The organism is Streptomyces sp. NPDC016562, assembly GCF_043076955.1.
Taxonomy (GTDB): Bacteria; Actinomycetota; Actinomycetes; order Streptomycetales; family Streptomycetaceae; genus Streptomyces.
Window position 1 is genome coordinate 1,130,973 of record NZ_JBIBRZ010000001.1, and the last position, 24,023, is coordinate 1,154,995.

Sequence of the window (24,023 nt, forward strand, 5' to 3'; positions counted from 1 at the left end):
CTTCAGGTCTTGAGGAGGCGGTTGAAGAACGAGCGGTAGTGCTGGAGGGCCAGCCTGAGGTCCTCCGTCGCCACCTGCTCGCCCCGGTCCCACTGGCCCTCCAGGCCCTGCTTGTGGGAGGCGAACGTGCCGGCCAGGGTCTGCATGACCTCGGCCACCAGGGTGTCCGCCGACCTGACCGCTGCCTGCGGGTCGTCGACGAACCGGCCCTGAATGTCGCTCCACGCCTGGCGGTACTCCTCCGCCTCCTGGGCGCCGAGGAGCGGCTGGCTGTCGTCGGCGGCCTCGCCGGTCGTCTGATCGGCCCCCGTGTCCGTCGCCGTCGCCGTCGTCTCCGTGGACGTGGCATCGGTTCCGAGGTCCTCGTCGCGGGTCTGTGCGGCCGTGGTGTCCGTGGTTTCCGCGGTCCCGAGCCCCTCGTCCCGGGTTTCCCCGGTCCCGAGTCCTTCGTCCCGGGTCTCCCCGGTCCCGAGCCGGTCGTCCCGGGTCTCACCGCCCCCGAACCGCTCGTCGTCGTCGCGGGTCGCCTCACCGGGATAGGCCGGCGCCGCGTCCGCGCCCGCGCCGCCCGGATGGGCGAGGTCCTCCGTGGTCAGACCGGGCTCGGTGTCCCGCTCGTCCTTGTCACCGTGGATCTGCATGACCCCCGCTCCTCTCGTCGGTGAGCAGCTCCTCGAACAGGGCCCGGTAGTGGACCATCGCCCCGCGGAGCTCTTCCGTCGTGGCCTGGCCGTTCCCGCTGCGTTCCTTGACGTCGTGCGCGGCGCGGTAGTGCTCCAGGGTGCGCCCGTGCTCGACCGACAGGTCGCGGACGGCGCCGCCGTACCCCTCGGTGGGGTAGCCGCGCTCCTTCATCAGCCGCGACACCAGCGCGTCGGCCTCGGACACCGCGCCTTGGGGCCGGTCGACGAAGTGCTCCTGCACCCCGCTCCACTCCTCGGCGTAGTGGCGGCGCCGCTCCGGGGGCAGCTCCTTGATGTCGAGCTTGTCGTGCCGTTCCTCGCGGGCGCGCAGGTCGCGCTCGGCGGCCCGCCTGCTGCCCTTCTCCTCCACCGCGCGTTCGTACTCCGGTCCGAAGCGGCTGCGCAGGTGCCGTCGTCGCGCCAGCATCGCCAGGATCACGGTGAGCGCGATCACGACGAGTGCGGCGACGACGATGACGGCTATCAACGTGCTGGTTGACATGTGCGGCCTCCGATCTGGGGCCTGTCGGTATGCATTGGCGCGGCTGCCCACCCCGGCGTCGGTCAAACCCACCGCCGCCGGGGCGCCCTTCCTACGCGCTCACGCCTCGGGCAGCGGCGAGCGCAAGGCACTGCGCCCCTGGTCCCACGCCTCGCGGATGTGGAGCGCGAGACGGTCCTCCAGCAGGACGGTCGCCGCGCACCCGAAGGCGATGTCCGCCTCCAGGGCGGGCTCGTCGGCCAGCAGGCCGCCGATGACCTCGTGGCGGACGACCTGCTCGTGGACCGCGTCCGCCTCCACGTGCTCGGCGTAGAAGTGCTCGGCCGCCGGCCCCGCGTCGCAGCGCCGCATCGCCTTGGCCAGGCGCCTGGAACCGGGCGAGGAGGTGACCTCGACGCACGCGAAGTGGCCGACGAGGGCGCCGCGCAGGGACCGGTGGAGCCCGAAGAGGGACATCAGGTTCACGGTGGCCAGCAACGGCGCCGGCGCGTGGTCCAGGTAGCGGCCGTACGCGGGATCCAGGCCGAGGTCGGCCATGAGGTCCGCGAAGAGCCGTGCGTGGATCCGCTCGGGGCGGCCCGCGCCGAACTCGTCGTACTCGATGGCGACCATGGCGGCCTTGGCGCGGCCGGTGAGCCGGGGGATGACCCAGGCGTGCGGGTCCGCCTCCTTGAGGTGGTAGAGGGAGCGCAGGGCCGCGTACTCGCGCAACTGCCAGCGCCGGCCCTCGGTCTCCAGGTAGTGGCTGAGGCTGCCGGAGAGGTCCACGGGCTCGACGAGCAGCGGGCCGAAGGCCTCCTCGACCGAGCGGGGGACGCCGGGCAGCTCGCTGCGCAGGGCGTGCAGGAAGCGGGTTTCCAGGGACTGGCGCAGCCGCAGCAGGTCGGGGTCCCATTCCCGCTCGTCGTCCACGCCGTCGAAGCCGCGGTAGTGCAGCTCGTACAGCAGGTAGAGGGCGAGCTGGAGGTCCTCGCTCCACGGGTCCGCCTTCAGCACGGACTGCGCGGCGTACTGCGGCGGGCCCCCGGAGCGCAGGGCCTGGCTCACGGCGCGGGACAGCTCACCGCGGCCGTCGACGAGGCGGGGGCCGGCGGCGGGCATCGTCGCGTCCGGGCTCGGGGTCGCGGTCGGGCGCGGGCTCACGCTCACGCGCGGGCTCGGAGGGGTCATCGCGGCTTCCTGTCCTCGGGCGGTGAGTCGGCTCGCGGGGAGTCGGCTCGCGGTGAGTCGGCTCGCTCACGGCGGCGGTGGCTGGTGTCGCACCAGGGCTGGATGCGGCTGCGGCGGCAGGTGCACACCGCGACCACGAAGCGGTCGGACCGGGCGACGGTCCCGTCCTCCATGACGATCTCGACAGGGCCTTCGACCAGGGCCGGCCCCTGCGGTTCCACGGACATCCGGCGGGCTTCGTCCCTCAGGGACGCTGCGGCCCGCCCACGCTCAGAGGGACTGGGCACGGACGATCACCAGCTCTTCCCGTTCCTCGGCCGCCTCCACCAGGCCCTGCCGCTCCAGCCAGCCCCGTCGCGACCGCAGGACCGGCCCCCACGGCACGGACGTCCTCGCCGTGACCGCCGCGGCCAGCCCCGCCCCGGTCAGCCGCTCCACGGTCTCCTGGGGCCCGCACATGCCCGAATGCACCATGAGCAGGACTCCGCCGGGCCGCAGCAGGCTCGGGGCCCGCGCACAGATCCGGTCGATGACCCCGCGCCCGTCGGGCCCGGCGTCCCAGGCCTGCTCCGGCCCGCGCGAGGGCAGCCGGGCCGCCGGAGCCGGGACGTAGGGCGGATTGGCGACGACGAGGTCGAAGCGGCGCCCGGCGGTGCGTGCGGCGAAGTCGCCGTGCAGGACCCGCACGGGCAGGCCGCGGCGCAGCGCGTTCAGGCGCGCCGTGGCCACGGCGGGCCAGGAGACGTCGACCGCCGTGACGCGGGCTCCACGGCTCGCGGCCTGCAGCGCCAGTGCACCGGTGCCCGTGCCGATCTCCAGTGCCTCCGTCCGCAGGCCCACGTCCTCCCGGGCGAGCGCCGCGGCGAGGAAACGGGTATCGGCCTGCGGCCGGTAGACACCTGGCAGCGCGATCAGGTCGGCTGGCAGGGTGCCCGAGGTCAGAACCGTACTGGACACCGCTTACCTCCGGGATCGGGTGCGGCCCCCTTGCGGCGGGCCGCGACGACAGTTCACGACACCGTGCGGCTGCCCCGCCCGGAGCGCCTCAGCCGTATTTCCGTCGATCTTCAGAGGAACAGACGGAAATGCCTCCCGCCTCCCGGCTGTCCGCCGGTCTACGGTGGAGGCGTCCCGTCCCATGCGAACGGCAGATGAGGCTGGCAGCTGTGTCGACGTCGAGCCACGAGATCTTCGGTGCCCCGTGCTGGGTCAGCCTGCTGGCCCGGGATCTCGATGCCGCACAGGGGTTCTACGGTGCGGTCCTCGGCTGGGACTTCCGCCCCGCCGGTCCGGGCGACGGCAATCTGGTCGCCTTTCGCGACGGGGCGCCCGTGGCCGGCGTCGGCGCGCTCGCGGGAAGCGCGGGCGTGCCGGTGGTGTGGACGCCGTACTTCGCCGTCGAGGACGCGGACGTGACCGCCTCCCGCATCCGTGAACGCGGCGCCACCATGGCGGTGGGACCCCTGGCGTTCGGCACCGGGCGAGCCGCCCTGGCGGCGGACCCCGCCGGGGCCGTCTTCGGGTTCTGGCAGGGCGAGGTGGTCCCCGACTGGTCGGTGGGCCACGGCAGCGCCCCGGCCTGGCTGCAACTGCGCACGCGCGACGCGTTCGCCGCCGCCATCTTCTACGGGGAGGTCCTCGACTGGGGCGTCGAGCGGCCCGGCTGCTGCACCGTCTCCTACGAGCACGACCGCGTCGTCCTGCGCCACGGCCACGAGACCGTGGCCCGCATCACCGGCGGCGCGCTCGAAGCGGCGCCCGACCCCGTGGTCCGCCCCCGCTGGCACGTCCACTTCCGGGTGCCCGACCTGGAGAGCGCGGTGGAGGCCGCCACCCGGCTCGGCGGCAGGACCGCCTCTCCCGTGGAGACGTCCACTACGAGCCGGTGGGTCGTCCTCGCCGATCCCGAGGGAGCGCTCTTCACCGTGGTCGCACCGCAGGACCCGCCGGCCTGACCGGGCCCGACGGGACTGCGGGCGCGGGGCTGCGGGCGCGGGGCTGCGGGCGCGGGGCTGCGGGCGCGGGGCTGCGGGCGCCGCCGGCCCCGGTGGAACCCCCCGCCCTGGGGTCCTACGGTGGGAGCAGCAGCGGGAGCGGCCATGCTCGTCACCTCACCCTTCGGGCGGATACGCAGCGCGATCCGGCGTGCGCGGGCCGGACGCCGCTGGGCCCACGTGAGGGAGCTGGACCTGTGGCCACGCGCGCTGGGGTTCGCCGCCCTCGGGTTCCTGACGCTGGTACCCCTCCTGATCGTCGTGTCCGCGGCGGACACCCGCGGCGGGCAGGGGTTCGCGCAATGGCTGGGCGACGGTCTCGGTGTGTCGCCGGCCGCCAAAGGGGAGATCGGGCGGCTCTTCGCGCTGCCCGGCCAGGCCTGGCGCACCACGACGGCGTTCGGGCTCGCCCTGCTCGCCGTGTTCGGGCTGTCCTTCGGCACCGTGATGCAGAGCGGCTACGAGAGGGTCTGGGACCTGCCGCCGGCCCGCTGGTGGGCCCGATGGCGTCACGCGCTGTGGCTGGCCGGGCTGGTGGGTGTCCTCTACCTGTCGGCGATCACGTCGCCGTGGCACCAGTCCCCGGCCCGCGGACTCATCGCGGTGGCGATCGGAACCCTCTTCTTCTGGTGGTCCCAGCGGCTGCTGCTCGGCGGCCGGGTCGCATGGACCGCCCTGCTTCCGGGGGCGGTGGCCACCATGCTCGGGCTGCTCGGGCTGCGGGTCTTCTCTCGGCTCGTCTTCTCCCCGCTGATCGCGTCCAACGCCGTCACCTACGGCCCCTTCGGAACGGTCCTGGTCCTGCAGACCTGGCTCGTCGCCATCGGCGTCGTGGTGTTCGGCGGCCCGCTCGCCGGCCGGCTGCTCCACGACGAACTGCTGCGCCGCAGGCGCCGCCGGTCCCGGGCGTGACAGCGGCCCGGCGGGTGAGCCGGGCCGGTGACGGACAGGGGAATGGGCCCGGACTCCAGGAGTCCGGGCCCATCGCGACCGGGGTCAGGCAGGGCGGCGGCCGAAGGGCTCGCCGGTGGTGTAGTACGTGCCGAGCTCCTCGCGGTAGGCGACGTCGCCGAGGTGCTTGTCACGGTGGAACTCCGGGGCGTTCTTGATCTGTTCCTTGGTGCCGTCGACGTAGATCTTCTGCTCGTCCGCATCGATCCGGATCACGGTGCTCGCCGGGAGCAGCACCTCCTTGCCGAAGATCCACACGCCGGTGTCGACGACGATGTAGGCGTCACCGGCCTCGTAGGAGTGCTTGTCGACCTTGCCGATGCTGCCGTCGGTCGCCTCGACCTTGTACCCGGTCAGATCGGCTCCGGCCAGGTGGCCGGCGGTCGACTTGTAACTCCACACATGCTCAGTCACGCGAAACAACTCCTCCTGTAGACGGAGACGGTGAGGGAGTCCCTCCCGTCGCTCCTCTGGTGACGTACGCGGTGGCCTCGGTGCCCCGCCCGAACTCGCCTGCCCCGCCCTCCGGGCTTCATTCGCCCGGGTGTCGGCCTCCCCGTACGAGGGCGCGCACGTTCTCGACGCTGCCGCAGTCGGCCGCGAGCAGACGCTCGCGCTCCCGCAGGAACACCGCCCCGAGCTCGTCCCTGCGCTCCTGGGGCACGCTCTCCCGGGCGCCGTTGAGGATGGTCCGCTCCTCCTCGTCGAGGTGGTGGGAGACCGCCTTGACCAGGTCCTCCAGGCGCGCGTCCCACTCGTCGGAACCGACCTCGGACACCTCCAGCAGGGCCAGGAGGGCCTCGTTGCCCTCGGCGTGCTCCTCGCTGCCGTGGTCGACCTCGTGGTTGTCGACGCCCTTGAACCTCTTCAGAGCGCCGTAGACCTCGGCCTCCTCCGCCTCGCCGTGCGCGACGAGAAGGGCGGAGAACTCCGCGAGGGCGCCCGCCCGGTCCGCCTCCACACTGCGCATCCGGCGGAAGAGCTCCTCCATCCTGCGGTGGTCCTTGAGGATCACCGCGACGACGTCCTGGTTCTCCTGCTTGTCGGCCATGCCGGGTCCCTCCTGCTCTCGGGTTTCGCTTCGGCTGCCGCGCCTGCCCGCGGCGAGCAATCCGAACCCCACAGGGACCGCACGGGCCGGAAAGGGCCCCTGGCCGGGTCGCACCCGCCCGGCGGCCGCGGGGCGCGGTAGCGTGGCGGGGACGCCGTAGGGGTGCACCGGAGCGGTGCGGAGGCAGGGGGCCGATCGTGGAAGAGCTGGATGCGTTCACCCGCGTACTCGACTACCCGATGTACGTGGTGACGACGGCGGACGGGGACGAGCGGGCCGGCTGCCTGGTGGGCTTCGCCTCCCAGTGCTCGATCGACCCGCCGCGCTTCATGGTGTGGCTCTCCATCGCCAACCGCACCTACCGCATCGCCCGCAACGCCTCGCACCTGGCGGTGCACGCCCTGCGGAACGATCAGAAGCGGACGGCGGAGCTCTTCGGCAGCCGGACCGGCGACGACGGCTTCGACAAATTCGAGCACGTCGACTGGCGACGGCCGGCCCACGGGACCGCGCCGGTCCTCCAGGACGCGTGTGCCTGGTTCGTCGGCCGCATCGAAGGCCACGTCGACGGCGGGGACCACGTCGGTTTCCTGCTCGCGCCCGTCGAGCACGGCCCGCCCGGTCCGGTGCGGCCGCCCCTGCTGCGCTTCGGCGACGTCCAGGACCTCTCACCGGGCCATCCGGCCTGAGCCGCCCCGGTCGCCCTGCGGCGGTCCGCCCCCATGCGAGTGCCCCGCCCGGGCTTCCGCCCGGCGGGGCACTGGCTTCGGTCAGGCCGCGGCGCGGGTCACGACGTGCCGGTGGTCTTCTTGACCTTGCCCGTGGTCTTCGAGGTCATCTCCTCGGCCTTGCCGGTCACCTGCTCACCGCGGCCCTCCGCCTGCATGCGCTGGTCGTCCATCGCGCCGCCGGCGCCCTCCTTGATCTTGCCCTTGACCTGCTTGGCCTTGCCCTTCGCCTTGCTCATGACGGGTTCCTTCCTGGAGTCGGTGCTGTCCACCCTGTTTCCGCGGCAGCCACCCCGCAACTCGTGCCGGGCCGCCTGGCGCACCAAGTTCGCCCGTTCAGTCGGGCGGTTCCGGCACCGGGGGCGGCTCGCCCGGTCCGGGGCCGCCGGGGGCCGGACGGGGGTCGTGGGGCTTGGGTCCGGGACGGGGAGAGACCGGATCGCGGGGCACCGGGTCCGGCCCTTCCGGGGTGGGCCCGGGGCCTTCGGGCTCCGGTGCGGTGGTGGCGCCCTTCGGGGTCGCGGTCATGGGGGTCACCGCCATGCGAGTCATGTGCAGGGGCGTCACGTTCAGGGGAGTCACGGTCACGGAGTTCCCTCGCTTCGGCTCTCTGGGTTCCGGCGTGTTCCGGCGCCTGCCCGGCCCCCGCCACGGCAAACGGGCCGCCGTCAGGCGGCGGCCACCGCTTCCGCCAGGCTGTCCACCACCTCGCTGAGCCGTCCGTGCCGCCGGTGTGCGGCCCGCTGCTGGGCAGCGCCGTTGCCTTCGGCCCGCACGCGGTCCAGCAGGGCGTCCACGAGGGCCAGGTCGCCGGCGGCGGCGAGGCCCGGGGCCGCCCGGTCGCGCAGCCGGGCGAGCAGGTCCCAGGCCGGTAGCAGGCAACCGCTGACCGGGTCGAGGCCGTAGCCGTCCAGGCCGTGCGCGGCCGCGCACCGGTGGGCCGCGCGCAGCCGGAGGCGCTCGGGCGCGGGGGCCGGGACGCCTTCGGCCGCCTCCGTGCGCACGGTGGCGGCGAGGCCCCGTACGAGGACCGCCAGGAGGACGACGGTGTCGATGCGGGCGTTCACGTCGGCGACCCGGATCTCCAGGGTCGGGACGTGCTCGGAGGGGCGGGCGTACCAGTAGATCATCCGCCGGTCCATGATCGTGCCGCTGCGTACGAGCGCGTCGGCGACCCTCTCGTAGGCCACCTCGTCGAGGACCGGGGCGGGGCCCACGGTGGGCCACTGGGCGTGCGCCACGGCGCGCCAGCTGGCGTAGCCGGTGTCCCTGCCGCGGTCGAAGGGTGAATTGGCGGCGAGCGCCTGGAGCGCGGGCAGCCAGGGGCGCATCCGGTTGGCGAGGTCGAGGGCCTGCGCCCGTCCGTCCACCCCGATGTGGACGTGGCAGCCGCACACCGTCCAGTCGCGGTTGCCGAGGACCGGCGCGAAGCGCGAGGCCATCCGGTGGTAGCGCTCGTCGCGGGTGACGGTCAGGGGACGCTCGGGCGCCGTGACGGCCGTACCGGTCGCCAGGACCAGGCAGTCCTCGGCGGCCGCGGCCCGGACCACCTCGGCCCGCAGCCAGGCGAGCTCGGCCCGGAGCGCGGCGGGGCTCGTGGTGGGGCTGGTGCACACCTCCACCTGGGCGGTGAAGAACTCGGGCTGCACCAGGGGGCCGAGCGTGCGGGAGGCGGCTTCGATGACGCGTGGTCCGCGGCCCACCGGGGCGCGGCTGCCGCGGTCGACCAGCAGGAACTCCTCTTCGACGCCCATGGTCAGCGTCGGGGTGTCGCCGGGGTGCCGCTCTCGCGGCGCGGTGGACGTGCCGGTCGCTCCTGCACGATCGGCGGCGGCCGGGGTGGGGGCGGTCAGTGTCATCGCGAGGTGCCTCCGTCGATCGGGGCCGGTGGCCCGGACGGGCGCGTCGTCGGCCGGGTGATCGATCACGCGTTCGGCTCACCCAAGCGGCACATACCCCCCAAAAGGGGACTCACGCGGGGTGGGGAAGGCCTGGCACGGGCCTGCGATCAGGGAAGTTCCGGAATGAAGGGGAGGTAGTCCGTGTCCGGGCCGGAGGGGATCACGGCGTAGCTCGCCTCGGGCAGCTCGTTCCACACGCCGGGCAGGTCCCCCAGGGGCTCCGAGACCACGATGCGGGAGTCGTCGGAGATCTGGCGGAGGTAGTCCACCTCCGGGTGGAGGTGGCGGACGGTCTCGGCGCGGCTGCTGTAGAAGAGCGAGCGTGCCTTGCCCTGGCTGGAGTACCGGAAGGCCCAGACCCGCTCGCCGTCGCTGACCGCCACGGTCATCTGGAGGGGGTCCGGCACGCCGTGTTCCTTGCCCAGGTGCTCCACCAGGCCCGCCATGCGGGCGACCGCGCCCGGGACGTCCTGGTCGAGGCCGAGGGTGACGGCCAGGTAGAACATCACCTCGGAGTCGGTCGACCCTTCGATGGCCGGGAAGAGCGCCGGGTCCACGGCCATGCAGAGGTCACGCTGCAACCGGGGGAAGTCGGCGATGGCCCCGTTGTGCATCCACAGCCAGCGGCCGTGGCGGAAGGGGTGGCAGTTGGTCTGCTGGACGGCCGAGCCCGTCGAGGCGCGCACGTGGGCGAAGAACAGGGGGGAGCGGACGTGCGCGGCGAGCTCACGCAGGTTGCGGTTGTTCCAGGCCGGTCCGATGTCGCGGAAGACCGCCGGCGTGCCGTCGCCGTCCGCGCTGTACCAGCCGATGCCGAAGCCGTCCCCGTTGGTCGTCTCGACCCCCATACGGGCGTGGAGGCTCTGATTGATCAGCGAGTGCTCCGGGCGGTAGAGCACGGCGTCGAGGAGCATGGGCGAGCCCGAGTAAGCGAGCCAGCGGCACATGCACACCATCCCCTTCCGCACCGCTCCCTTCACGGCATGCTCCGATCCTAACCCCGCGCCCGCGCCGCTTCAGGGCTCCCGCGCCGCAGCGCGGCCACGCTGCGGCGGGCGGGCACGGGGGACGCCCCGGGCCCGGGGGATCAGTCCGGTGCGGTGAGCCGTGAGAACGGGCTGTCGCCGAGGCGGGCCAGCAGATCGGCCGGATCGGCGTAGACGGCCGCGGTCCCCGCCTCCTCCAGGTCCGCGCGCGGGATGCCGCCGCACAGCAGGCCGACGCCGGTCACACCGGCCCGGGCCGCGGCCTTCATGTCCCACACGCTGTCGCCCACGAACACCGCGCGTTCGGGCGGCACTTGAGCCAGCTCCAGGGCGTGGAGCACCGGGTCCGGCGCCGGCTTGCCCTGCTCGACGTCCTCGGAGCTCGCCGTGTGGGTGAGGGCGTCCTCGGCGTCCAGGGCCCGGCGCAGGGCGCTCAGTTCCCGGTCCTTGGCGGAGGTGACGAGCAGGACTTTCCACTCCGCCCGCGCCAGGGTGCGCAGAAGGTCGGCGGCCGCGGGCAGCGCCGGGATCCGCTCGAAGTAGGTGGCGTAGAGGGTGTCGTGTCCGGTGCTGAGCCGTTCGTCGCCGGTGCGGTCCCGGTCCTCGCCCAGGACGTGGTCGAGGAGGTCTTCGCCGGGCAGGCCGATCGCCCGGTGGACGGCGTGCATGGGGACCTCGTGCCCGGCCTGGCGCAGCGCCTCCCACCAGGAGACGACGTGGAGGTGGTTGGTGTCCGTGAGGGTGCCGTCGACGTCGAACAGAGCGGCGCGGTCCATGGCGGCGGCCTCACAGGTCCCGTAGGGCGGGCAGCAGTTTGGCCTCGGCCCACTCCAGGAAGGGCTGCTGGTGCTCTCCGCCGACCTGGACGAGGGCGACCTCGGTGAATCCGGCCTCGGCGTACGGGCGCACGGCGTCGACGAAGGCGTCCACGTCGTCGCCGCACGGGATGGCTGCGGCGACGTCCTCGGGCCGTACGTGCTGGGCGGCCTGCTCGAATCCGCCGGTGCCGGGGATTTCGGCGTTCACCTTCCATCCGCCGAGCGACCAGCGGAACTGGTCGTGGGCGCGGGCGACGGCGGCGTCGCGGTCGGGGTCGTAGCAGACGGGGAGCTGGCCGATGCGGGGCTTGCCCGAGCCGCCGTGCTCGTCGAACGCGCGCAGGAGCTCGCGCTTCGGCTCGGTGGCGATCACGAGGTCGCCGTACTGGCCGGCGATCGCGCAGGAGCGGGGCCCGGAGACGGCGATGCCGATGGGCGGCGGCTGGTCGGGGAGGTCCCAGAGCAGGGCGTTCTCCACGTCGAAGTGGACGCCGTGGTGGCTGACGCTCTCCCCGTCGAACATGCGCCGGATGATGCCGACGGCCTCCTCCAGCATCTCCAGGCGTACGGGGGCGGCCGGCCAGCCGGCTCCGACGACGTGTTCGTTGAGGTTCTCCCCCGAGCCCAGGCCCAGACGGAACCGGCCCCCGGAGAGGATCTGCATCGTCGCCGCTTTCTGCGCGACCACCGTCGGGTGGTAGCGGAAGGTCGGACAGGTCACGTACGTCATGAGGGGGATGCGGGAGGTGGCCTGCGCGGCGGCGCCCAGGACGCTCCACGCGTAGGGGGCGTGGCCCTGTGAGTCCAGCCAGGGGAAGAAGTGGTCGGAGATGACGGAGAAGTCGAATCCCGCCCTCTCCGCGCCCACGACGTGGGACACCAGTTCACGCGGTCCGGCCTGCTCGGTCATCATCGTGTATCCGATTCGCACCATAGGTGGCGCCTTGCCGCGATCACGCCCGGCGAAACCTCCGGTGGAGCAGGAGCCCGCGTACGGCCCAGCGCCAGGCGCCTGGGAGGGCCCCTCCCGTCAGCGGGCCAGGAACTCGTCGAGCAGCCTGTCGAGGTCGAGGAACTCCTCCCCCGCGGGGGTGACGGCGTACGTCTGCTCCAGGAAGCGGGTGAGTGCGCGGGTCTCCACGAACAGGACGGCGCCCTCCTGCCCTGCGGCTCCGAGTCCCCGCAGGGCGATGCGGACCTCGTCGGCGCCGTCCGCCCGGTGGGGGGCGAAGGTGACGTCTCCCTCGCCCACCGGGCGGTGGAGTCCCTCGGTGAGCATCTGCCGGTCGAAGTGCCAGCGGGCCAGGACGGTGGGGCCGTCGTAGAACGTCGCCCGCACCACGTACGGGTCCCCGTCGTCATACGAGAAACGGGCGAGGAGCGGCACGCGGCCCCGCGCCGAATCGAGGCGGACAACGATCGGAGCGGTTGCGCAGGACATCGACAGGCCTCCCGGGTGAGCGTCACGGCTGCTGTCGTGTTCCCCGCTTCGCCCGGGCCACACAGGGCCGTTCGAGGGAAGCGTCCCGCCGTGTCAGCCTGCGAGGGCCACGAGCCGTCGGTAGGCCAGCTGGTCCGCCTGTCGGGCCGTGAGGTGGACGCGCACCTCCACGAGGTGCTCCTTCAGGGCGGTGTAGCCGGCCGTGTAGGCCTCTTCCTGCTCCCCGGCGGCCGCCGGCATCCAGAGGATCAGCAGCTGCTCGTGCCTGCGGGCCCCGTCGGGCGCCGCGAAGGACAGCTCGTGGACGACCAGGCGCGCCTGGTCCCCGGGCAGGGCCTGGATCAGTTCCTCGTGCGTCAGGTTGCCCTCCACCTCCTTCTCCACCACGTCCGGGGCGTCCCCCAGCCGAAGGATCACGGTATTGACCTCCCGTGTCTCCTTCAGGTGCTGAAGGGCGTCGAGGCAACCTTCTGACAGGCCGATCTGGCGACTCACGGAAATTCCAGCCCTCTCCCGGCAGGCACCTCGGCGGCGCCGGTGCCGTTCACGTCCAGCCTTCCACTCCGGGCGACGTGTGCGGGGCACCGACAGGCTCGGATTCGGGGGACGCGCACCGGCACGCGCCTCAGCGGACCGCGCTCCACGACCGCCACAGGGCGGCGTAGGCTCCGTCGTTCGCCAGGAGTTCGCGGTGGCTGCCGAGCTCCACGATCCGGCCGCGGTCCATCACCGCGATCCGGTCGGCCTCCTGCACGGAGTCCAGGCGGTGCACGATGGACACCACCGTGCGCCCCTCGATCAGGGCGGCCAGCGAGCGTTCGACCTGCCGGGAGGCGGAGGAGTCGAGCAGCGCGGTGGCCTCGTCCAGTACGAGGGCGTGCGGGTCGGACAGCAGCAGGCGGGCGAGGGCCAGTTGCTGGGCGGCGGACGGGGACACCGGGGCCGCACCGGCCCCGATCTCGCTGTCCAGGCCGTCGGGCAGCGACCGCGCCCAGTCCCCGAGCAGTACGGTCCGCAGCGCGGCCCACAGCTCCTCGTCCGGGCGGTCCTCCTCGTCGGCGAGCATGAGGTTGTCCCGCAGCGTGCCGCTGAAGACGTGCTGCTCCTGAGTCACCAGGACCACCTCGCGGCGCAGTTGGCCGACGGGCAGGTCGGTGAGGTCGGCGCCGCCGATGCGCACGGTGCCGCGGGTGGGGTGGTGCACGCCGGCGAGCAGCTTGCCCAGGGTGGACTTGCCGGCCCCGGAGGCGCCCACCACGGCGAGGCGTTCGCCCGGGGCGAGTTCGAGGTCGACGCCGCTGAGCACCTCGCGCCCCGGCCCGTAGCCGAATCCGACGCCGTCGAGGCGGATGGCGTGGCCGTGGGTGGGGGCGACGGGCTTGGGCTCCTCGCGCGGGAGCCGTTCGACGCCGAGGATGCGGCGCAGGGCCGCGTTGCCGATCTGGAGTTCGTCGGTCCAGGTGAGCAGGTCGTTGAGGGGCTCGCCGAGGGCCTGGACGTAGAGCACCACGGCCGTGAGCGCCCCGAGGCCGACGGCGCCGCGCTGGTAGGCGAGTCCGCCGATCAGCAGGGTGAGCGCCATCGGGACCATGGTGGCGAGGTCGAGGCTGGGGAACCAGACGGTCTGCAGCCAGGTGGTGCGCTGCCGGGTGCGGACCACGGCGTCGACGGCGGCGCCGTGCCGGCGGATCTGCCGGGGCCCGAGACCGAGGGACTCCACGGTGGCGGCGCCCCGGCTGGTCTCGTGGGTGACGGCGAGGACGTCGGCCTCCTGGGCGAGCAGCCGCTCGTACGCGGCGGTCGCCCGGGGCCTGTACCACCAGGTCGACAGGACCGCGAAGGGCACCCCCGCCAGCAGCCCGAGGGCCAGCAGCGGGGAGGTGAGCAGGATGGCGGCGAAGGTGAAGACCAGGGTGACGGCGGCCAGCGCGATGCGCGGGACGGCCTGACGGATGGACTCGCTCAGGCGGTCGGCGTCGGTGGTGGCGCGGCTGAGCAGGTCGCCGGCGGAGACGGACTCCACCTCGGCGAGCGGCAGCCCGAGGACCCTGCGGACGAACCCCTCACGGGTACGGGCGAGGACGCGTTCGCCGAGCAGGGTGGCCTGGACCTTGGCGGCGCGGGCCAGCAGCGCGTGGACGACGAGGATGGCCACGAAGGCCAGGGCGAGGACGTCGACGCGGGCGGTGGTGGTGCCCGCCTTGACGGACTCCACGAGGTGGCCGAGGAGGCGGGGCCCGGTCAGGCTCGCCACCAGGGCGGCGGCGAAGAGCACCAGGGTGAGGGTGATCCGGCCCGCGTTGCCGCGCAGGAAGTCGCGCACCCAGGCCCGTACGTCGCCCCGGCCGGCCAGCGGCAGCCGGCCGGGCGCGGCGCCCGGGGCCCCGGCGGGGGCCGGGGTGGAGGCCGGTGCGGTCGCGGTGCTCGTCATGAGCGCGCTCCTTCCTTGGAGACGGGACGGCCGTCCGGGACGAGCCGGTGGACGCGGTCGGCGGCGCCCAGCCACAGCGGGCTGTCGCTGAACACCACGGTGGTGCGCCCGGAGCGCAGCGCGGCCACCCGCCGGACCACGCGGGCCTCGGTCTGCGCGTCGACCGAGGCCGTCGGGTCCTCCAGGACCAGGACGTCGGGGGCGGCGAGCAGCGCGCGGGCGAGCACCAGGCGCTGGCGCTGGCCCCCGGACAGGGCCCGGCCGCCCTCGCCGAGTACCTCGTCCAGGCCGCCGGGCAGCGCCTCGACGACGTCGGCCGCGTCGGCGGCGAACAGTGCGTCGTCCAGGGCGCCCCGCGAGCGTGCCAGGCCCGTGGTCAGCTCCTCGCGCACGGACCCGCTGAAGAGGGTGTCGGCGGGTCCGGAGCGCAGGACGCGGGCGCGCAGTTCGGCGAGGTCGACGCGGTCGAGGGGGACCCCGCCGAGGAGGACGGAGGCGGGCCGCGGCTCCTCGCCGTGGCGGGTCAGGCGGTCGGCGAGCTCCCCGGCCAGGCCGGCGGGGGCTGCGATGACGGTGAGCAGGCCCGCCTCGGCGGTGACGCCGCTGTCCTGGTCGGTGAGGGAGAGCGGGCCGTCGGGGAGCGGCCGGGGGGAGGCGGGCTGCTCGGGCTGCGGGGTGATGCGCAGCAGGATGCAGACACGGCCGGCCGCGACCTTGGCGAGGCTGAGGGTCTCGGCGGCCTCGGTGGCGGTGCTGACGGGCAGCGTCAGGAAGGCGGAGGCCCCGTAGAAGGCGACGAACTCGCCGGGGGTGATGGTGCCGTTCAGGGCCAGGCGGGCGCCGAGCCAGGCGATGCCTACGGTGACCAGGCCGGGCAGGAACACCCCGGCGGCCTGGAGCCACGCCTCCATCCGGCCCGCCGACTCCCCCGCCCGGCGCACCTGCTGGCTGGTGGCGCGGAAGCGTTCGGCGAAGCGGGCCTCGCCGCCGATGCCGCGCAGGATGCGCAGGCCGGCCACGATGTCACCGGCCTGGGAGGTGGCGATGCCCATCTGCTCGCGCTGCTCCTCGTCGCGTTCCTGGAGCGGGCGCAGCAGGGGGCCGATGCCGAGGACGGCGGCGGGTACGCCGATGAGGACGGCGAGGCCGAGGACCGGTGAGGTGACGGTGAGCGCGACGGCGACGAGGACGGCGGCGACCACGGCGCCCACGGACCGGCCCACCACCTCGAAGGCGTGCCCGATGCTCTCCACGTCGGCGGCGGCGGAGGCGGCCACGTCCCCGGAGCGGGCCTTGTCGCGCAGGGTGGCTCCGAGCCGGGTGACCTGGCGCATCAGGACCCGGTGGGTGTGCGAGACGGCGTGCATCTCGGCGCCGACGGCGGCCTGGATCAGGCCGGCGCCGGCCACCGCCTGGAGGATGCCGAGGCCGAGCGCGACCAGGGCCCACACGTAGAGGCCGGCCGGTTCGTCGGCCCGGCCGGCGACGTCGATGGCCCGGCCGATGACCAGGGGCAGCAGGGCCAGCGGGACCATCCAGGCCACGCCGAGGAGGGCGCTGAGGAGCAGCGGCCCGGGCCGGATGCGCACGAGCCACCACAGGTAGGCCCAGGGCCCCCGGCTGTCGGCTTCCGGTACGGCCTCGGGGGACACCGAGGCGTCGAACAGTCTGTTGGCCACGGGGGCTCCTGGTCCTGTCCGGCCGGTCGGGCCGGATCAGCGAACGGGGTCTGGTGCGGGCGGGGGGCGGGGTGAGGGGCCGGGCGGCGCTCCCGCGCCGAGGGCACGGGCGGGGAGCGGCCGGCGCCGGATCAGAGGAAGAGGTCGCGGGTCGCGGCGCGGTCGACCTTGCCGGTGCGGGTGTGGGCGAGCGCGGGCACCGCGACGATGCGGTCGGGCACCAGGAACGCGGGGACGGACGCCTTCAGTTCCTCGCGCAGCGCCCGTACGTCGGGGGCCGCGTCCGGGGTGAACACCACGAAGGCGACGAGTGCGTTGTGGTCGCCCTTGACGTGCTCGGCCGCGGCGACGGCCGAGACGCCGGGCAGGCGGCCGATCTGGTGTTCGACGTCCGGCAGGTCCACCCGGTGGCCGCGGATCTTGACCTGGTGGTCGGCGCGGCCCTGGAAGACGAGCATGCCGTCGGCGCCCTCGCGCACCAGGTCGCCCGTGCGGTACCAGCGGGCCGGGCCGTCGCCGAAGTCGGCTTCGACGAACCGGGCGGCGGTGCGTTCCGGGTCGTCGACGTAGCCGGTGGCCAGCTGCGGACCGGCGAGGAACAGCTCGCCCGGTCCCTCGGGTTCCTCGTCGCGGGGGACGACCGCCTGCCGCACGGTGGGCAGGGGGTGCCCGATGGGTACGCCGTCCGCGAAGGGTCCCGCGGCCCCGGGGCCGGCGAGCAGCACGCTGTGGGTGACGAGCGCGGTCTCGGTGGAGCCGTACGTGTTGAGCAGCCGGACCCGGTCGGCGCCGAGCCGGTGCCAGCGTTCGAGCATGTCGGGGCGGACCGCCTCGCCGCCGATGACGACGGTGTCGAGGGAGTCGGGCAGGCGCAGCCCGTGTTCCAGCAGGTGGCCGGTGAAGGTGTGCCAGTAGTCGACGGGCAGGTTGACCAGGGTGATCTCGGCGTCCGTGAGCAGCGGTCCGAGCAGGGTCTCGCTGTCCTCGTCGATGACCAGGAGGCCGCCCGCGCAGAGCGTGGGCAGGATCTCCTCCAGGCTGGTGTCGCCGTCGGCGCGGTGGAAGTTCAGCGCGACGGTGTCCGGGCCGGCCCCGTAGCGGGTGCGCAGTTCCGGGATCACCGCGTGCAGCGCACCGTGCGGGACGGCGGCGGCCTTGGGTGCGCCGGTGGAGCCGGAGGTGAACAGGACGTACGCCGGATCGTCGGCCCGTACGGGCTCGCCGGCCTCGCGGACCGGGGCGCGGGAGGCGCCCCAGTTGGGCCGCAGCAGCCGGTCGACGGCGGGGAGCCGGCCGGTCTCGGTGGTGGTGACGGCCTCGCGGCAGCCCAGGGCCCGCAGGGCGTCGTCCATGTGCGTGCCGGGCGCGTCGGTGACGGGCACGTACGCGCGGCCGGCGGCGAGCACGCCGAGGATGGCGGCGACGTCCCGGGCGCTGTGGTGGGTGACTATGGCGACGGGGGGCTGGGGGCCGGGGGCGCGGGTGGCGACCAGGTCGGCCACCGCCCCGGCCCAGCGGGCGAGTTGCCCGTAGCCGACGGTGGATCCGTTGTCGGTGACCGCGGGCCGGTCGGGGTCCGCTCGGGCGATGGCGAAGAAGGGGTCGACCACGCTGGGCAGGAGCGACATGAGGGGGCCTTCTCGAATCGGATTCTTGTACGGGGGTCGGCCGGCGGGGGTCAGCCCGCGGGCTGGACGAGCGCCGTGAGCGCGGCGTGGTGCTCGGCGGCGAGCCGGCCGATGGTGGCCGGATCGTGGAGGGCGGTGGAGTACCACCATTCGACCCGCAGCGCCCCGGCGTCGGTGGTGGCGATCACCTCGATGAGGTGGGGGCGCACCCAGTCGGGCCCGGTGATCTCGCCGACCGGTTCGTCGGCGACGTCGAGCAGGAGGGTGCCGAGCGGGAGTCCGTCGGCGTCGTCGCCTTCGAAGTCGAACGAGACGTCGCTGGGCGGGGCGCCGCGCAGGGCGGCGGAGATCCGGGGCCGGCCGTGCCGGCTCAGCGCCCCGTGGCCCACTCCCCCGCCGGGCAGGGCGGCGAGGTGGCCGACGGTGCGGGCGAGGCGTTCGGCGGGGGTGCCCGGGGTGAGGTCGAGGCGGACGGGGACGCTGGTGGTGAACCAGCCGGTGGTGCGGGCCAGGTCGCTGTCGCCGACGATCTCCTCGCGGCCGTGCCGCAGGACGTCCACCCGGACCGCGTCCTGGCCCTGCCAGGCGCCGAGCACCTCGCCGAGGGCGTGCAGCAGGAGGTCGCCGGGGTGGCAGCGGTGCGCGCGGGCCGCGTCGAAGAGCCGCGTGGTGAACTCGGTGCCGAATTCCGCGACATGGGTCTCGGCCGTCGCGGCGGTGTTCACCGCCCGGGGGTCGGCGCCGTGGCCCTCGTCCGGGCCGTCGCCGTGGCGGTGCCCGGGGAGCCGGTCAAGCGGGATCTGGCCGGGGGTGCGGGCCACCTCCGTCCACCACTCGCTCTCCGCCTCGGCCTCGGGAGTACGGGCGTACGCGGCCAGGGCCTGCGCCCACTCCGGGTAGCCGGTGCCCTCGCCGCAGCGGAGGGCGTCACCCTCGTCGCCCCCGTCCGCACCGGCGGCGAGGGCAGCGTAGACCCGCTCCAGGTCGTCGATCAGGATGGACCAGGACACCATGTCGAAGGCCAGCTGGTGGACGGCGATCAGGAGCCGGCCCGGGCGGGCCGGGCCGGCGTCGAACCACACGAAGCGGGTGACGCGGCCGGCCTCCGGGTCGAGGGAGCGCTGTTCGAGCGCGCAGCGCAGGGTGACGGCCTCGGAGAGGTGCGCGTCGTCGAGTTCCCGGACGTCGACGGTGTCGAGGACGGCGTCGATCGGGGTGTCCGGGGTGAGGGCGGCGACCGTCTGCCGGGGGCGCTTGGCGGGCCGGGCCTCGACGGCCAGGCGCAGCGAGGCGTGGCCGGCGACCAGGCGTCGTACGGCTTCGGCGAGCAGCGCCGGGTCGAGGTCGGGGCGGGTGGTGAAGAGCAGCGACTGGTTCCAGTGGGCGCGGCTGCCCGTCTGCTCCTCCCAGCCCTGCTCCTGGGTGGGCGTCAGGAGCACCGGGCCGTGTGCCGCGCCGGGTTCGGCGAGGGGGGCGCCGCCCGTGTGGCGCCGGCCGGCCCGTTCGGTGACCAGGAGGGCGAGGTGCTCCACGGTCATGTCCTCGACGAACAGTTCGCGGAGCTGGACGCGCACGCCGTACGAGGCTTCGATGCGGCGGGCGACGCGGATGAGGTCGAGCGAGTCGACGCCGAGGTCGCGCAGCGGTGCGGTGAGGTCGGGGGCCGGTTCGAGGACGGCTTCGGCGATCCAGGCCGTGAGGTGGGCGCGTACGCCGTCCGGAGCGACGGGGGCGTCAGCGTCGGCGGAGTGCGGCTTCGGCCGGGCCGGGGCGCTCACGCGCGGCCGTCCTCACGCAGTGCGCCCGCGGGGCGGCTGACCAGGAAGGGGCCGAGGGCGAGGGCGTCCATGGGCAGCCGGTGGAAGGTGGCGAGGGCGTCGCCGGGGCTGCACACGACGGGTTCGTCGCGGCCGTTGAAGGAGGTGTTGAGCACGACGGCGGTCCCGGTGTGCCCGCCGACCGCGCCGATCAGGCGGTGGTAGAGCGGATCGGTATCACGGGAGACGGTCTGGGGACGGGTGGTGCGGTCGCTGTGCACGACGGCGGGCATGGCCTCGGCCCCGGCTTCGGTGACCGGAGTCGTGACGATCATGTACGGGAGCGGGGTGCCGGTGCCGATGAGGGCGGGGGCGGCCTCCTCCTGCATGCTGGGGGCGAACGGCCGCCAGGCCTCGCGGTCCTTGATGCGGACGTTGACCCGGTCGCGGGTGCTCTCGGGCGAGGGCACGGCGAGCATGCTGCGGTGGCCGAGGGCGCGCGGTCCCCCTTCGGCGCGGCCCTGGAACCAGCCGACGACGCCGCCGCGGGCCAGGGTGGCGGCGGTGGCGGTGGCGATGTCCTCGTGCTCGGTGTAGGCGGTGCCGGAGGCGTCCAGGACCCGGCGGATGCTGTCCGGGGACCACTGGGGACCCCAGGCCACCGAGCCGGACATCGGGCGGATCCGGTCGCCCTCCTGGGCGGCGACCAGGACGGCCGCGCCGAGGCTGACGCCCTGGTCGCCGGCGAGCGGCTGGACGAACAGGTCGCCGACCTCGGGCAGGCGCATCAGCTTGCCGTTGAGCGTGGCGTTGAAGCCGACGCCGCCCGCGATCATCAGGGTGCTCTCGCCGGTTTCCCGGAGCAGGCCCCGGACCAGTGCGATGACGGCCTGTTCGAGGGCGGCCTGGGCGGTGGCGGCGGTGTCCCGGTACTCGAAGGGGTCGCGCTCGGTGACCTTGGTGAAGCGGCCGGTGCGCGGGTCGAAGCGGCGCACGGAGCGGTTCGGGGGCTCGGGGAGGGTCCGCTCCAGGTGTTCCAGCCAGTGCCGGATGGTGGCGGTCTCCTCGTCGGTCGTGCCCGTGGAGCGCAGGTCCGGGGGGACCACGCCGATGCTGAAGTCCTCGTCGGCGAAGGTGAAGGCGCCGCCGAAGGTGAGGTCCTGGGGGCGCCCGTAGGAGGCCAGGCCCATCATCTTCCCGGCGGCGTCGGCGCCGAGGCCGGCGTACTCGCAGACGGCGGCGTAGAAGTAGCCGAGCGACCAGCCGGGCGTATGGGCCCGCAATGTCTTGATTTCGCCGTTGATGCCGACGGCGAGGGTCGTGCTCGCATCCTCTCCCTGGCCGTCCAGGACGAGGATCGCCCCCCGTTCGCGGCCGGAGAGGTGGTAGGCGCTGGCCGCGTGGGCCAGGTGGTGGTTGACGAAGGTCAGCCGGGGGTCGCGGGTACGCGGGAACAGCTGCTTGGGCAGCAGGTGTTCCAGGGCGTCGGCTTCGCCGGCGAACCAGTCCAGGCCGCGGTCGGCGAAGAGCTTGGGGAGGTCCCACCCGTGGGCGACGACGTCTATGTCGCCCAGGGTGAGACCTCCTTCGGCGAGGCAGTACGCGACCGCGTTGAGGGGCGCCTCGCCGTAGGCGTGCTTGTTGCGGGTGAAACGCTCCTCCTCGGCCAGGGCGATCACTTCGCCGTCCACGACGAGGCAGGCAGCGCCGTCGTGGCTGGCGCCGGGCCAGCCGTTGACTCCGAGCACACGCATGGTCAGTCCCCAAAGGTCGATCGAATCGTCCGGTTACGCCAACCGATCTTGTCGATCAGGGGAGTTGTACACGACCTACCGAGTTGTGCGGAGATCCGACCGGGGCTCCGCGCCGGCGTCCTGACGGAGATCGGGCCGACGGCCCGGCCGCGGCTCGGCGCGCAGATCGGGGTGGAGGTGGGCGGGGAGCGGGGGGCGCAGATCGGGGCGCAGATCCGCCGCGAAGATCGCCGAGGCCGCCTTGAGCACCTCGTTGGCGTGTCTCAGTTGCTCCACCTCCCGGCGCAACCGGTGCAGTTCCGCCCTTTCGCGTCTGGACAGGGCGCCCTCGTCGGCGCCGGCGCGCTCGGCCCGCGGGGCCTCGGCCTGGCCAGGGACGCGGCCCCTGTCCGCCGCGGACGGCTCCGGCACCGCGCGAGGGCGTCCGACCGGCTCGTACGGGGCTCCGCGGGCTTCCAGTTCCTTGCTGACGCGGTGCCAGTGACGGGTCCACGCGGCGGCGTCGCCGTCGCAGGCGGCCACGTAGGCGAGGGTGACTTTCAGCGATGGCATGTGCAAACCACGGGCCGCCTCGGAGAGGGTGGCGACGGAATAGTGGGCGCGTTTCGCCATGATCCGGTAGGAGGGATTGCCGACCTGGCGCCTGAGGGCGCGCAGGGCATGGGCGAATTCCTCCAGCGGTCCGGCCGTGGGATCGAGTAACCGCTCTGGCCTGGCCATGTTCCCCCCTGGGAAGTCGATCATCTCGGTTGAGCGCGCGATCACAAGCCCACGCAACGGCTGTTGGCTGATCGCGGGCGCGGCGGTACAACCCTCCGTCGGTTGACGTGGTCGGCGTACAACCGCCGCAAGGGGCCACATGGGAAATTGGTACATGCCACTGACATTTCGATCAAGTGAGCATCCGGGAAATCGAGCCATACAACGGTCGTGTCGACCGGTTTCGTGCGAACCCGGCCATCGCCCCGGAAGGCGGCCCTTCACGTTCCGGTTCGCCGTCGCCCGGGGCCGCCACCCCCCTCTGTTGTACAGGAGTGCACCCCGTCTGCGCCCCGTACAACGGTGACCCCTCGTGTACAACTCCGCAGCTCTGCAAGATCGGTCCACGTCAGGCGATACGGCCGAAACGGACGGGAATGGGTGGCGACGCGGTGAACACAGCACGCAGCCAAGCGGAATCAAAACCGCCGGAAGGCGTGTACGAGTACCGGCGCGGCGAACTCGTCGAACCGGACTGGCGTCGGTTCCCGGGCTGGCGGGAAATCACCGCGGCCGAGTGGGCCGACCCCCAGTGGCAGCGCGCCCACTGCGTGAAGGACGCCAAGGGCCTGCGGGCCGTCGTCGGGGACCTGCTCGACGAGGAGTTCTACGCGGACTGGGAACAGGACCGGCTCTACCGGGCGACCATGTCGGTCCTGCTGCCGCCCCACATGATCAACACGATGGCCCCGCAGGTGGCCGGCTCCCGGCCGGGCGAGCTGACGAAGGCCTTCTACGACGACCCGGTGCGCCGCTACATGCTCCCGGTCTTCTCCGACCGGCACCCCACGTGGCCCTCGCACCCGATGGCCAGCCGGGACTCCCTGCACGAGCAGGACATGTGGGTGGTCGAGGGACTGACCCACCGCTACCCGACGAAGGTGCTGGCGGAACTGCTCTCCACCTGCCCGCAGTACTGCGGGCACTGCACCCGGATGGACCTGGTCGGCAACTCCACCCCCCAGGTGACCAAGAACAGGCTGACCCTCAAGCCGCTCGACCGGGCCGAGCGGATCCTCGACCACCTGCGCCGCACCCCCGGCATCCGCGACGTCGTGGTGTCCGGCGGCGACCTGGCCAACCTGCCCTGGCCCCGGCTGGAGAGCTTCCTGTCGGGGCTGCTGGAGATCGACTCCATCCGGGACATCCGGCTGGCCAGCAAGGCGCTCATCGGACTGCCGCAGTACTGGTCTTCGGGCCCCGTGCTGGAGGGCGTCGCCCGGATCGCCGCGACCGCCCGGGCCCGGGGCGTGCAGGTCGCCCTGCACACCCACGCCAACGCGGCCCAGCAGGTGACCCCGCTGGTGGCCGGTGCCGCCCACGCCCTGCTGGCGGCCGGGCTGCGCGACGTACGCAACCAGGGGGTGCTGATGCGCGGGGTCAACGACAGCGCGCACGAGCTGCTCGACCTGTGCTTCGCGCTCACCGACCACGCGGCCGTGACGCCCTACTACTTCTACATGTGCGACATGATCCCCAACGCCGAGCACTGGCGCGTCCCGCTGCACCGGGCGCAGCTGCTCCAGCGTCAGATCATGGGCTACCTCCCCGGGTTCTCCACCCCTCGCATCGTGTGCGACGTGCCGTTCGCCGGCAAGCGGTGGGTGGACCAGACCGATGCCTACGACCGGGACCTCGGCATCTCCCACTGGAGCAAGAGCTACCTGACCCCGCTGGAGGCCGCGGCCCCGGACGCGCACAGCGGCTCGTACCACTACTACGACCCCATCGACACCCTCCCGGCATCCGGGCAGCGGTGGTGGCGGGACACCCGTCAAGGGTAGAGAAGG

The 24,023-nt window shown here is 73.7% G+C and carries 24 protein-coding genes; 4 read left to right on the forward strand and 20 right to left on the reverse strand.

Annotation, left to right across the window (positions count from 1 at the left end):
- Nucleotides 1-2 precede the first annotated feature (2 nt).
- The 5 genes from ACF059_RS05260 to ACF059_RS05280 all read right to left on the reverse strand — a co-directional run bounded on the left by ACF059_RS05260 (nt 3) and on the right by ACF059_RS05280 (nt 3,312).
- Nucleotides 3-641 (reverse strand): hypothetical protein, encoded by a 639-nt coding sequence (locus tag ACF059_RS05260; protein WP_392051594.1) that lies wholly within the window; start codon nt 639-641, stop codon nt 3-5.
- The gene (locus tag ACF059_RS05265; RefSeq protein ID WP_392051597.1) at nt 625-1,185 is read right to left on the reverse strand and encodes a hypothetical protein; all 561 of its coding nucleotides are present in this window, start codon (nt 1,183-1,185) and stop codon (nt 625-627) included. Before ACF059_RS05265 ends, ACF059_RS05260 begins: the two co-directional genes overlap by 17 nt.
- Nucleotides 1,186-1,284: 99 nt before the next feature.
- Nucleotides 1,285-2,286: an iron-containing redox enzyme family protein gene (locus ACF059_RS05270; protein WP_392053069.1), complete on the reverse strand. Its 1,002-nt coding sequence runs from the start codon at nt 2,284-2,286 to the stop codon at nt 1,285-1,287.
- A 65-nt stretch (nt 2,287-2,351) separates the two neighbouring features.
- On the reverse strand, nt 2,352-2,582 hold the full coding sequence (locus ACF059_RS05275) for a CDGSH iron-sulfur domain-containing protein (protein ID WP_392051600.1): 231 nt from the start codon (nt 2,580-2,582) through the stop codon (nt 2,352-2,354).
- A gap of 43 nt (nt 2,583-2,625) precedes the next feature.
- The gene (locus ACF059_RS05280) at nt 2,626-3,312 is read right to left on the reverse strand and encodes a HemK2/MTQ2 family protein methyltransferase (protein ID WP_392051603.1); all 687 of its coding nucleotides are present in this window, start codon (nt 3,310-3,312) and stop codon (nt 2,626-2,628) included.
- A gap of 260 nt (nt 3,313-3,572) precedes the next feature.
- Between ACF059_RS05280 and ACF059_RS05285 the strand changes: the two genes are divergently transcribed.
- Together ACF059_RS05285 and ACF059_RS05290 are read left to right on the forward strand one after the other, a co-directional pair.
- Nucleotides 3,573-4,310: a VOC family protein gene (locus ACF059_RS05285; protein ID WP_392053072.1), complete on the forward strand. Its 738-nt coding sequence runs from the start codon at nt 3,573-3,575 to the stop codon at nt 4,308-4,310.
- A gap of 144 nt (nt 4,311-4,454) precedes the next feature.
- Nucleotides 4,455-5,261, forward strand: coding sequence for a ribonuclease BN (locus tag ACF059_RS05290; RefSeq protein WP_392051606.1), 807 nt, complete (start codon nt 4,455-4,457; stop codon nt 5,259-5,261).
- A gap of 84 nt (nt 5,262-5,345) precedes the next feature.
- Here the strand turns inward: ACF059_RS05290 and ACF059_RS05295 are convergent, their stop codons facing one another.
- Both ACF059_RS05295 and ACF059_RS05300 read right to left on the reverse strand, forming a co-directional pair.
- The gene (locus tag ACF059_RS05295; RefSeq protein WP_392051609.1) at nt 5,346-5,714 is read right to left on the reverse strand and encodes a PRC-barrel domain-containing protein; all 369 of its coding nucleotides are present in this window, start codon (nt 5,712-5,714) and stop codon (nt 5,346-5,348) included.
- Between the two features lie 118 nt (nt 5,715-5,832).
- Nucleotides 5,833-6,351, reverse strand: a complete 519-nt coding sequence (locus tag ACF059_RS05300; RefSeq protein WP_392051612.1) for a hemerythrin domain-containing protein — start codon at nt 6,349-6,351, stop codon at nt 5,833-5,835.
- A gap of 197 nt (nt 6,352-6,548) precedes the next feature.
- Here ACF059_RS05300 and ACF059_RS05305 point away from each other — a divergent pair, with 197 nt between their 5' ends.
- Nucleotides 6,549-7,040, forward strand: coding sequence for a flavin reductase family protein (locus ACF059_RS05305; protein WP_392051615.1), 492 nt, complete (start codon nt 6,549-6,551; stop codon nt 7,038-7,040).
- 98 nt (nt 7,041-7,138) lie between these two features.
- Here the strand turns inward: ACF059_RS05305 and ACF059_RS05310 are convergent, their stop codons facing one another.
- The 13 genes from ACF059_RS05310 to ACF059_RS05370 all read right to left on the reverse strand — a co-directional run bounded on the left by ACF059_RS05310 (nt 7,139) and on the right by ACF059_RS05370 (nt 22,194).
- Entirely contained in the window at nt 7,139-7,318 is a 180-nt protein-coding gene (locus tag ACF059_RS05310) for a CsbD family protein (RefSeq protein ID WP_392051618.1), read from the reverse strand.
- A 429-nt stretch (nt 7,319-7,747) separates the two neighbouring features.
- On the reverse strand, nt 7,748-8,938 hold the full coding sequence (locus ACF059_RS05315) for a glutamate--cysteine ligase (RefSeq protein WP_392051621.1): 1,191 nt from the start codon (nt 8,936-8,938) through the stop codon (nt 7,748-7,750).
- A 149-nt stretch (nt 8,939-9,087) separates the two neighbouring features.
- Complete coding sequence (locus ACF059_RS05320) at nt 9,088-9,927, reverse strand: class II glutamine amidotransferase (protein WP_360890127.1); 840 nt, start codon at nt 9,925-9,927, stop codon at nt 9,088-9,090.
- Between the two features lie 140 nt (nt 9,928-10,067).
- Complete coding sequence (locus tag ACF059_RS05325; protein WP_392051624.1) at nt 10,068-10,742, reverse strand: HAD family hydrolase; 675 nt, start codon at nt 10,740-10,742, stop codon at nt 10,068-10,070.
- Nucleotides 10,743-10,752: 10 nt separating this feature from the next.
- Complete coding sequence (locus ACF059_RS05330; protein ID WP_392051627.1) at nt 10,753-11,718, reverse strand: LLM class F420-dependent oxidoreductase; 966 nt, start codon at nt 11,716-11,718, stop codon at nt 10,753-10,755.
- A 96-nt stretch (nt 11,719-11,814) separates the two neighbouring features.
- Nucleotides 11,815-12,225 carry an SsgA family sporulation/cell division regulator gene (locus ACF059_RS05335; RefSeq protein WP_366869145.1) on the reverse strand — a complete coding sequence of 137 codons (411 nt, stop codon included), beginning with the start codon at nt 12,223-12,225 and terminating at the stop codon, nt 11,815-11,817.
- A gap of 93 nt (nt 12,226-12,318) precedes the next feature.
- A complete protein-coding gene (locus ACF059_RS05340; protein WP_392051630.1) occupies nt 12,319-12,720 on the reverse strand; it encodes a hypothetical protein in 402 nt (133 codons plus the stop codon).
- A 130-nt stretch (nt 12,721-12,850) separates the two neighbouring features.
- Nucleotides 12,851-14,656, reverse strand: a complete 1,806-nt coding sequence (locus tag ACF059_RS05345; RefSeq protein ID WP_392051633.1) for an ABC transporter ATP-binding protein — start codon at nt 14,654-14,656, stop codon at nt 12,851-12,853.
- Entirely contained in the window at nt 14,653-16,335 is a 1,683-nt protein-coding gene (locus ACF059_RS05350; RefSeq protein ID WP_392051636.1) for an ABC transporter transmembrane domain-containing protein, read from the reverse strand. The genes ACF059_RS05345 and ACF059_RS05350 overlap by 4 nt, the downstream gene beginning before the upstream one ends.
- A 131-nt stretch (nt 16,336-16,466) precedes the next feature.
- Nucleotides 16,467-17,963: an AMP-binding protein gene (locus tag ACF059_RS05355; RefSeq protein ID WP_392051639.1), complete on the reverse strand. Its 1,497-nt coding sequence runs from the start codon at nt 17,961-17,963 to the stop codon at nt 16,467-16,469.
- Nucleotides 17,964-18,013: 50 nt separating this feature from the next.
- On the reverse strand, nt 18,014-19,741 hold the full coding sequence (locus ACF059_RS05360; protein WP_392051642.1) for a condensation domain-containing protein: 1,728 nt from the start codon (nt 19,739-19,741) through the stop codon (nt 18,014-18,016).
- Nucleotides 19,738-21,474, reverse strand: coding sequence for a carbamoyltransferase (locus ACF059_RS05365; protein WP_392051645.1), 1,737 nt, complete (start codon nt 21,472-21,474; stop codon nt 19,738-19,740). Before ACF059_RS05365 ends, ACF059_RS05360 begins: the two co-directional genes overlap by 4 nt.
- Before the next feature lie 75 nt (nt 21,475-21,549).
- Nucleotides 21,550-22,194, reverse strand: a complete 645-nt coding sequence (locus ACF059_RS05370) for an XRE family transcriptional regulator (protein WP_392051647.1) — start codon at nt 22,192-22,194, stop codon at nt 21,550-21,552.
- Between the two features lie 431 nt (nt 22,195-22,625).
- Between ACF059_RS05370 and ACF059_RS05375 the strand changes: the two genes are divergently transcribed.
- Nucleotides 22,626-24,017, forward strand: coding sequence for a KamA family radical SAM protein (locus tag ACF059_RS05375; RefSeq protein ID WP_392051650.1), 1,392 nt, complete (start codon nt 22,626-22,628; stop codon nt 24,015-24,017).
- The last annotated feature ends 6 nt before the right edge of the window (nt 24,018-24,023 follow it).

Bases quoted from the DNA above. Each gene is read 5' to 3' on its own strand.
- ACF059_RS05265 (WP_392051597.1), bottom strand. From the start codon at position 1,185: ATGTCAACCAGCACGTTGATAGCCGTCATCGTCGTCGCCGCACTCGTC.
- ACF059_RS05270 (WP_392053069.1), bottom strand. From the start codon at position 2,286: ATGCCCGCCGCCGGCCCCCGCCTCGTCGACGGCCGCGGTGAGCTGTCC.
- ACF059_RS05335 (WP_366869145.1), bottom strand. From the start codon at position 12,225: ATGTCCTGCGCAACCGCTCCGATCGTTGTCCGCCTCGATTCGGCGCGG.
- ACF059_RS05310 (WP_392051618.1), bottom strand. From the start codon at position 7,318: ATGAGCAAGGCGAAGGGCAAGGCCAAGCAGGTCAAGGGCAAGATCAAG.
- ACF059_RS05320 (WP_360890127.1), bottom strand. From the start codon at position 9,927: ATGTGCCGCTGGCTCGCTTACTCGGGCTCGCCCATGCTCCTCGACGCC.
- ACF059_RS05370 (WP_392051647.1), bottom strand. From the start codon at position 22,194: ATGGCCAGGCCAGAGCGGTTACTCGATCCCACGGCCGGACCGCTGGAG.
- ACF059_RS05260 (WP_392051594.1), bottom strand. From the start codon at position 641: ATGCAGATCCACGGTGACAAGGACGAGCGGGACACCGAGCCCGGTCTG.
- ACF059_RS05300 (WP_392051612.1), bottom strand. From the start codon at position 6,351: ATGGCCGACAAGCAGGAGAACCAGGACGTCGTCGCGGTGATCCTCAAG.
- ACF059_RS05290 (WP_392051606.1), top strand. From the start codon at position 4,455: ATGCTCGTCACCTCACCCTTCGGGCGGATACGCAGCGCGATCCGGCGT.
- ACF059_RS05315 (WP_392051621.1), bottom strand. From the start codon at position 8,938: ATGACACTGACCGCCCCCACCCCGGCCGCCGCCGATCGTGCAGGAGCG.
- ACF059_RS05275 (WP_392051600.1), bottom strand. From the start codon at position 2,582: ATGTCCGTGGAACCGCAGGGGCCGGCCCTGGTCGAAGGCCCTGTCGAG.
- ACF059_RS05365 (WP_392051645.1), bottom strand. From the start codon at position 21,474: ATGCGTGTGCTCGGAGTCAACGGCTGGCCCGGCGCCAGCCACGACGGC.
- ACF059_RS05330 (WP_392051627.1), bottom strand. From the start codon at position 11,718: ATGGTGCGAATCGGATACACGATGATGACCGAGCAGGCCGGACCGCGT.
- ACF059_RS05345 (WP_392051633.1), bottom strand. From the start codon at position 14,656: ATGACGAGCACCGCGACCGCACCGGCCTCCACCCCGGCCCCCGCCGGG.
- ACF059_RS05355 (WP_392051639.1), bottom strand. From the start codon at position 17,963: ATGTCGCTCCTGCCCAGCGTGGTCGACCCCTTCTTCGCCATCGCCCGA.
- ACF059_RS05325 (WP_392051624.1), bottom strand. From the start codon at position 10,742: ATGGACCGCGCCGCTCTGTTCGACGTCGACGGCACCCTCACGGACACC.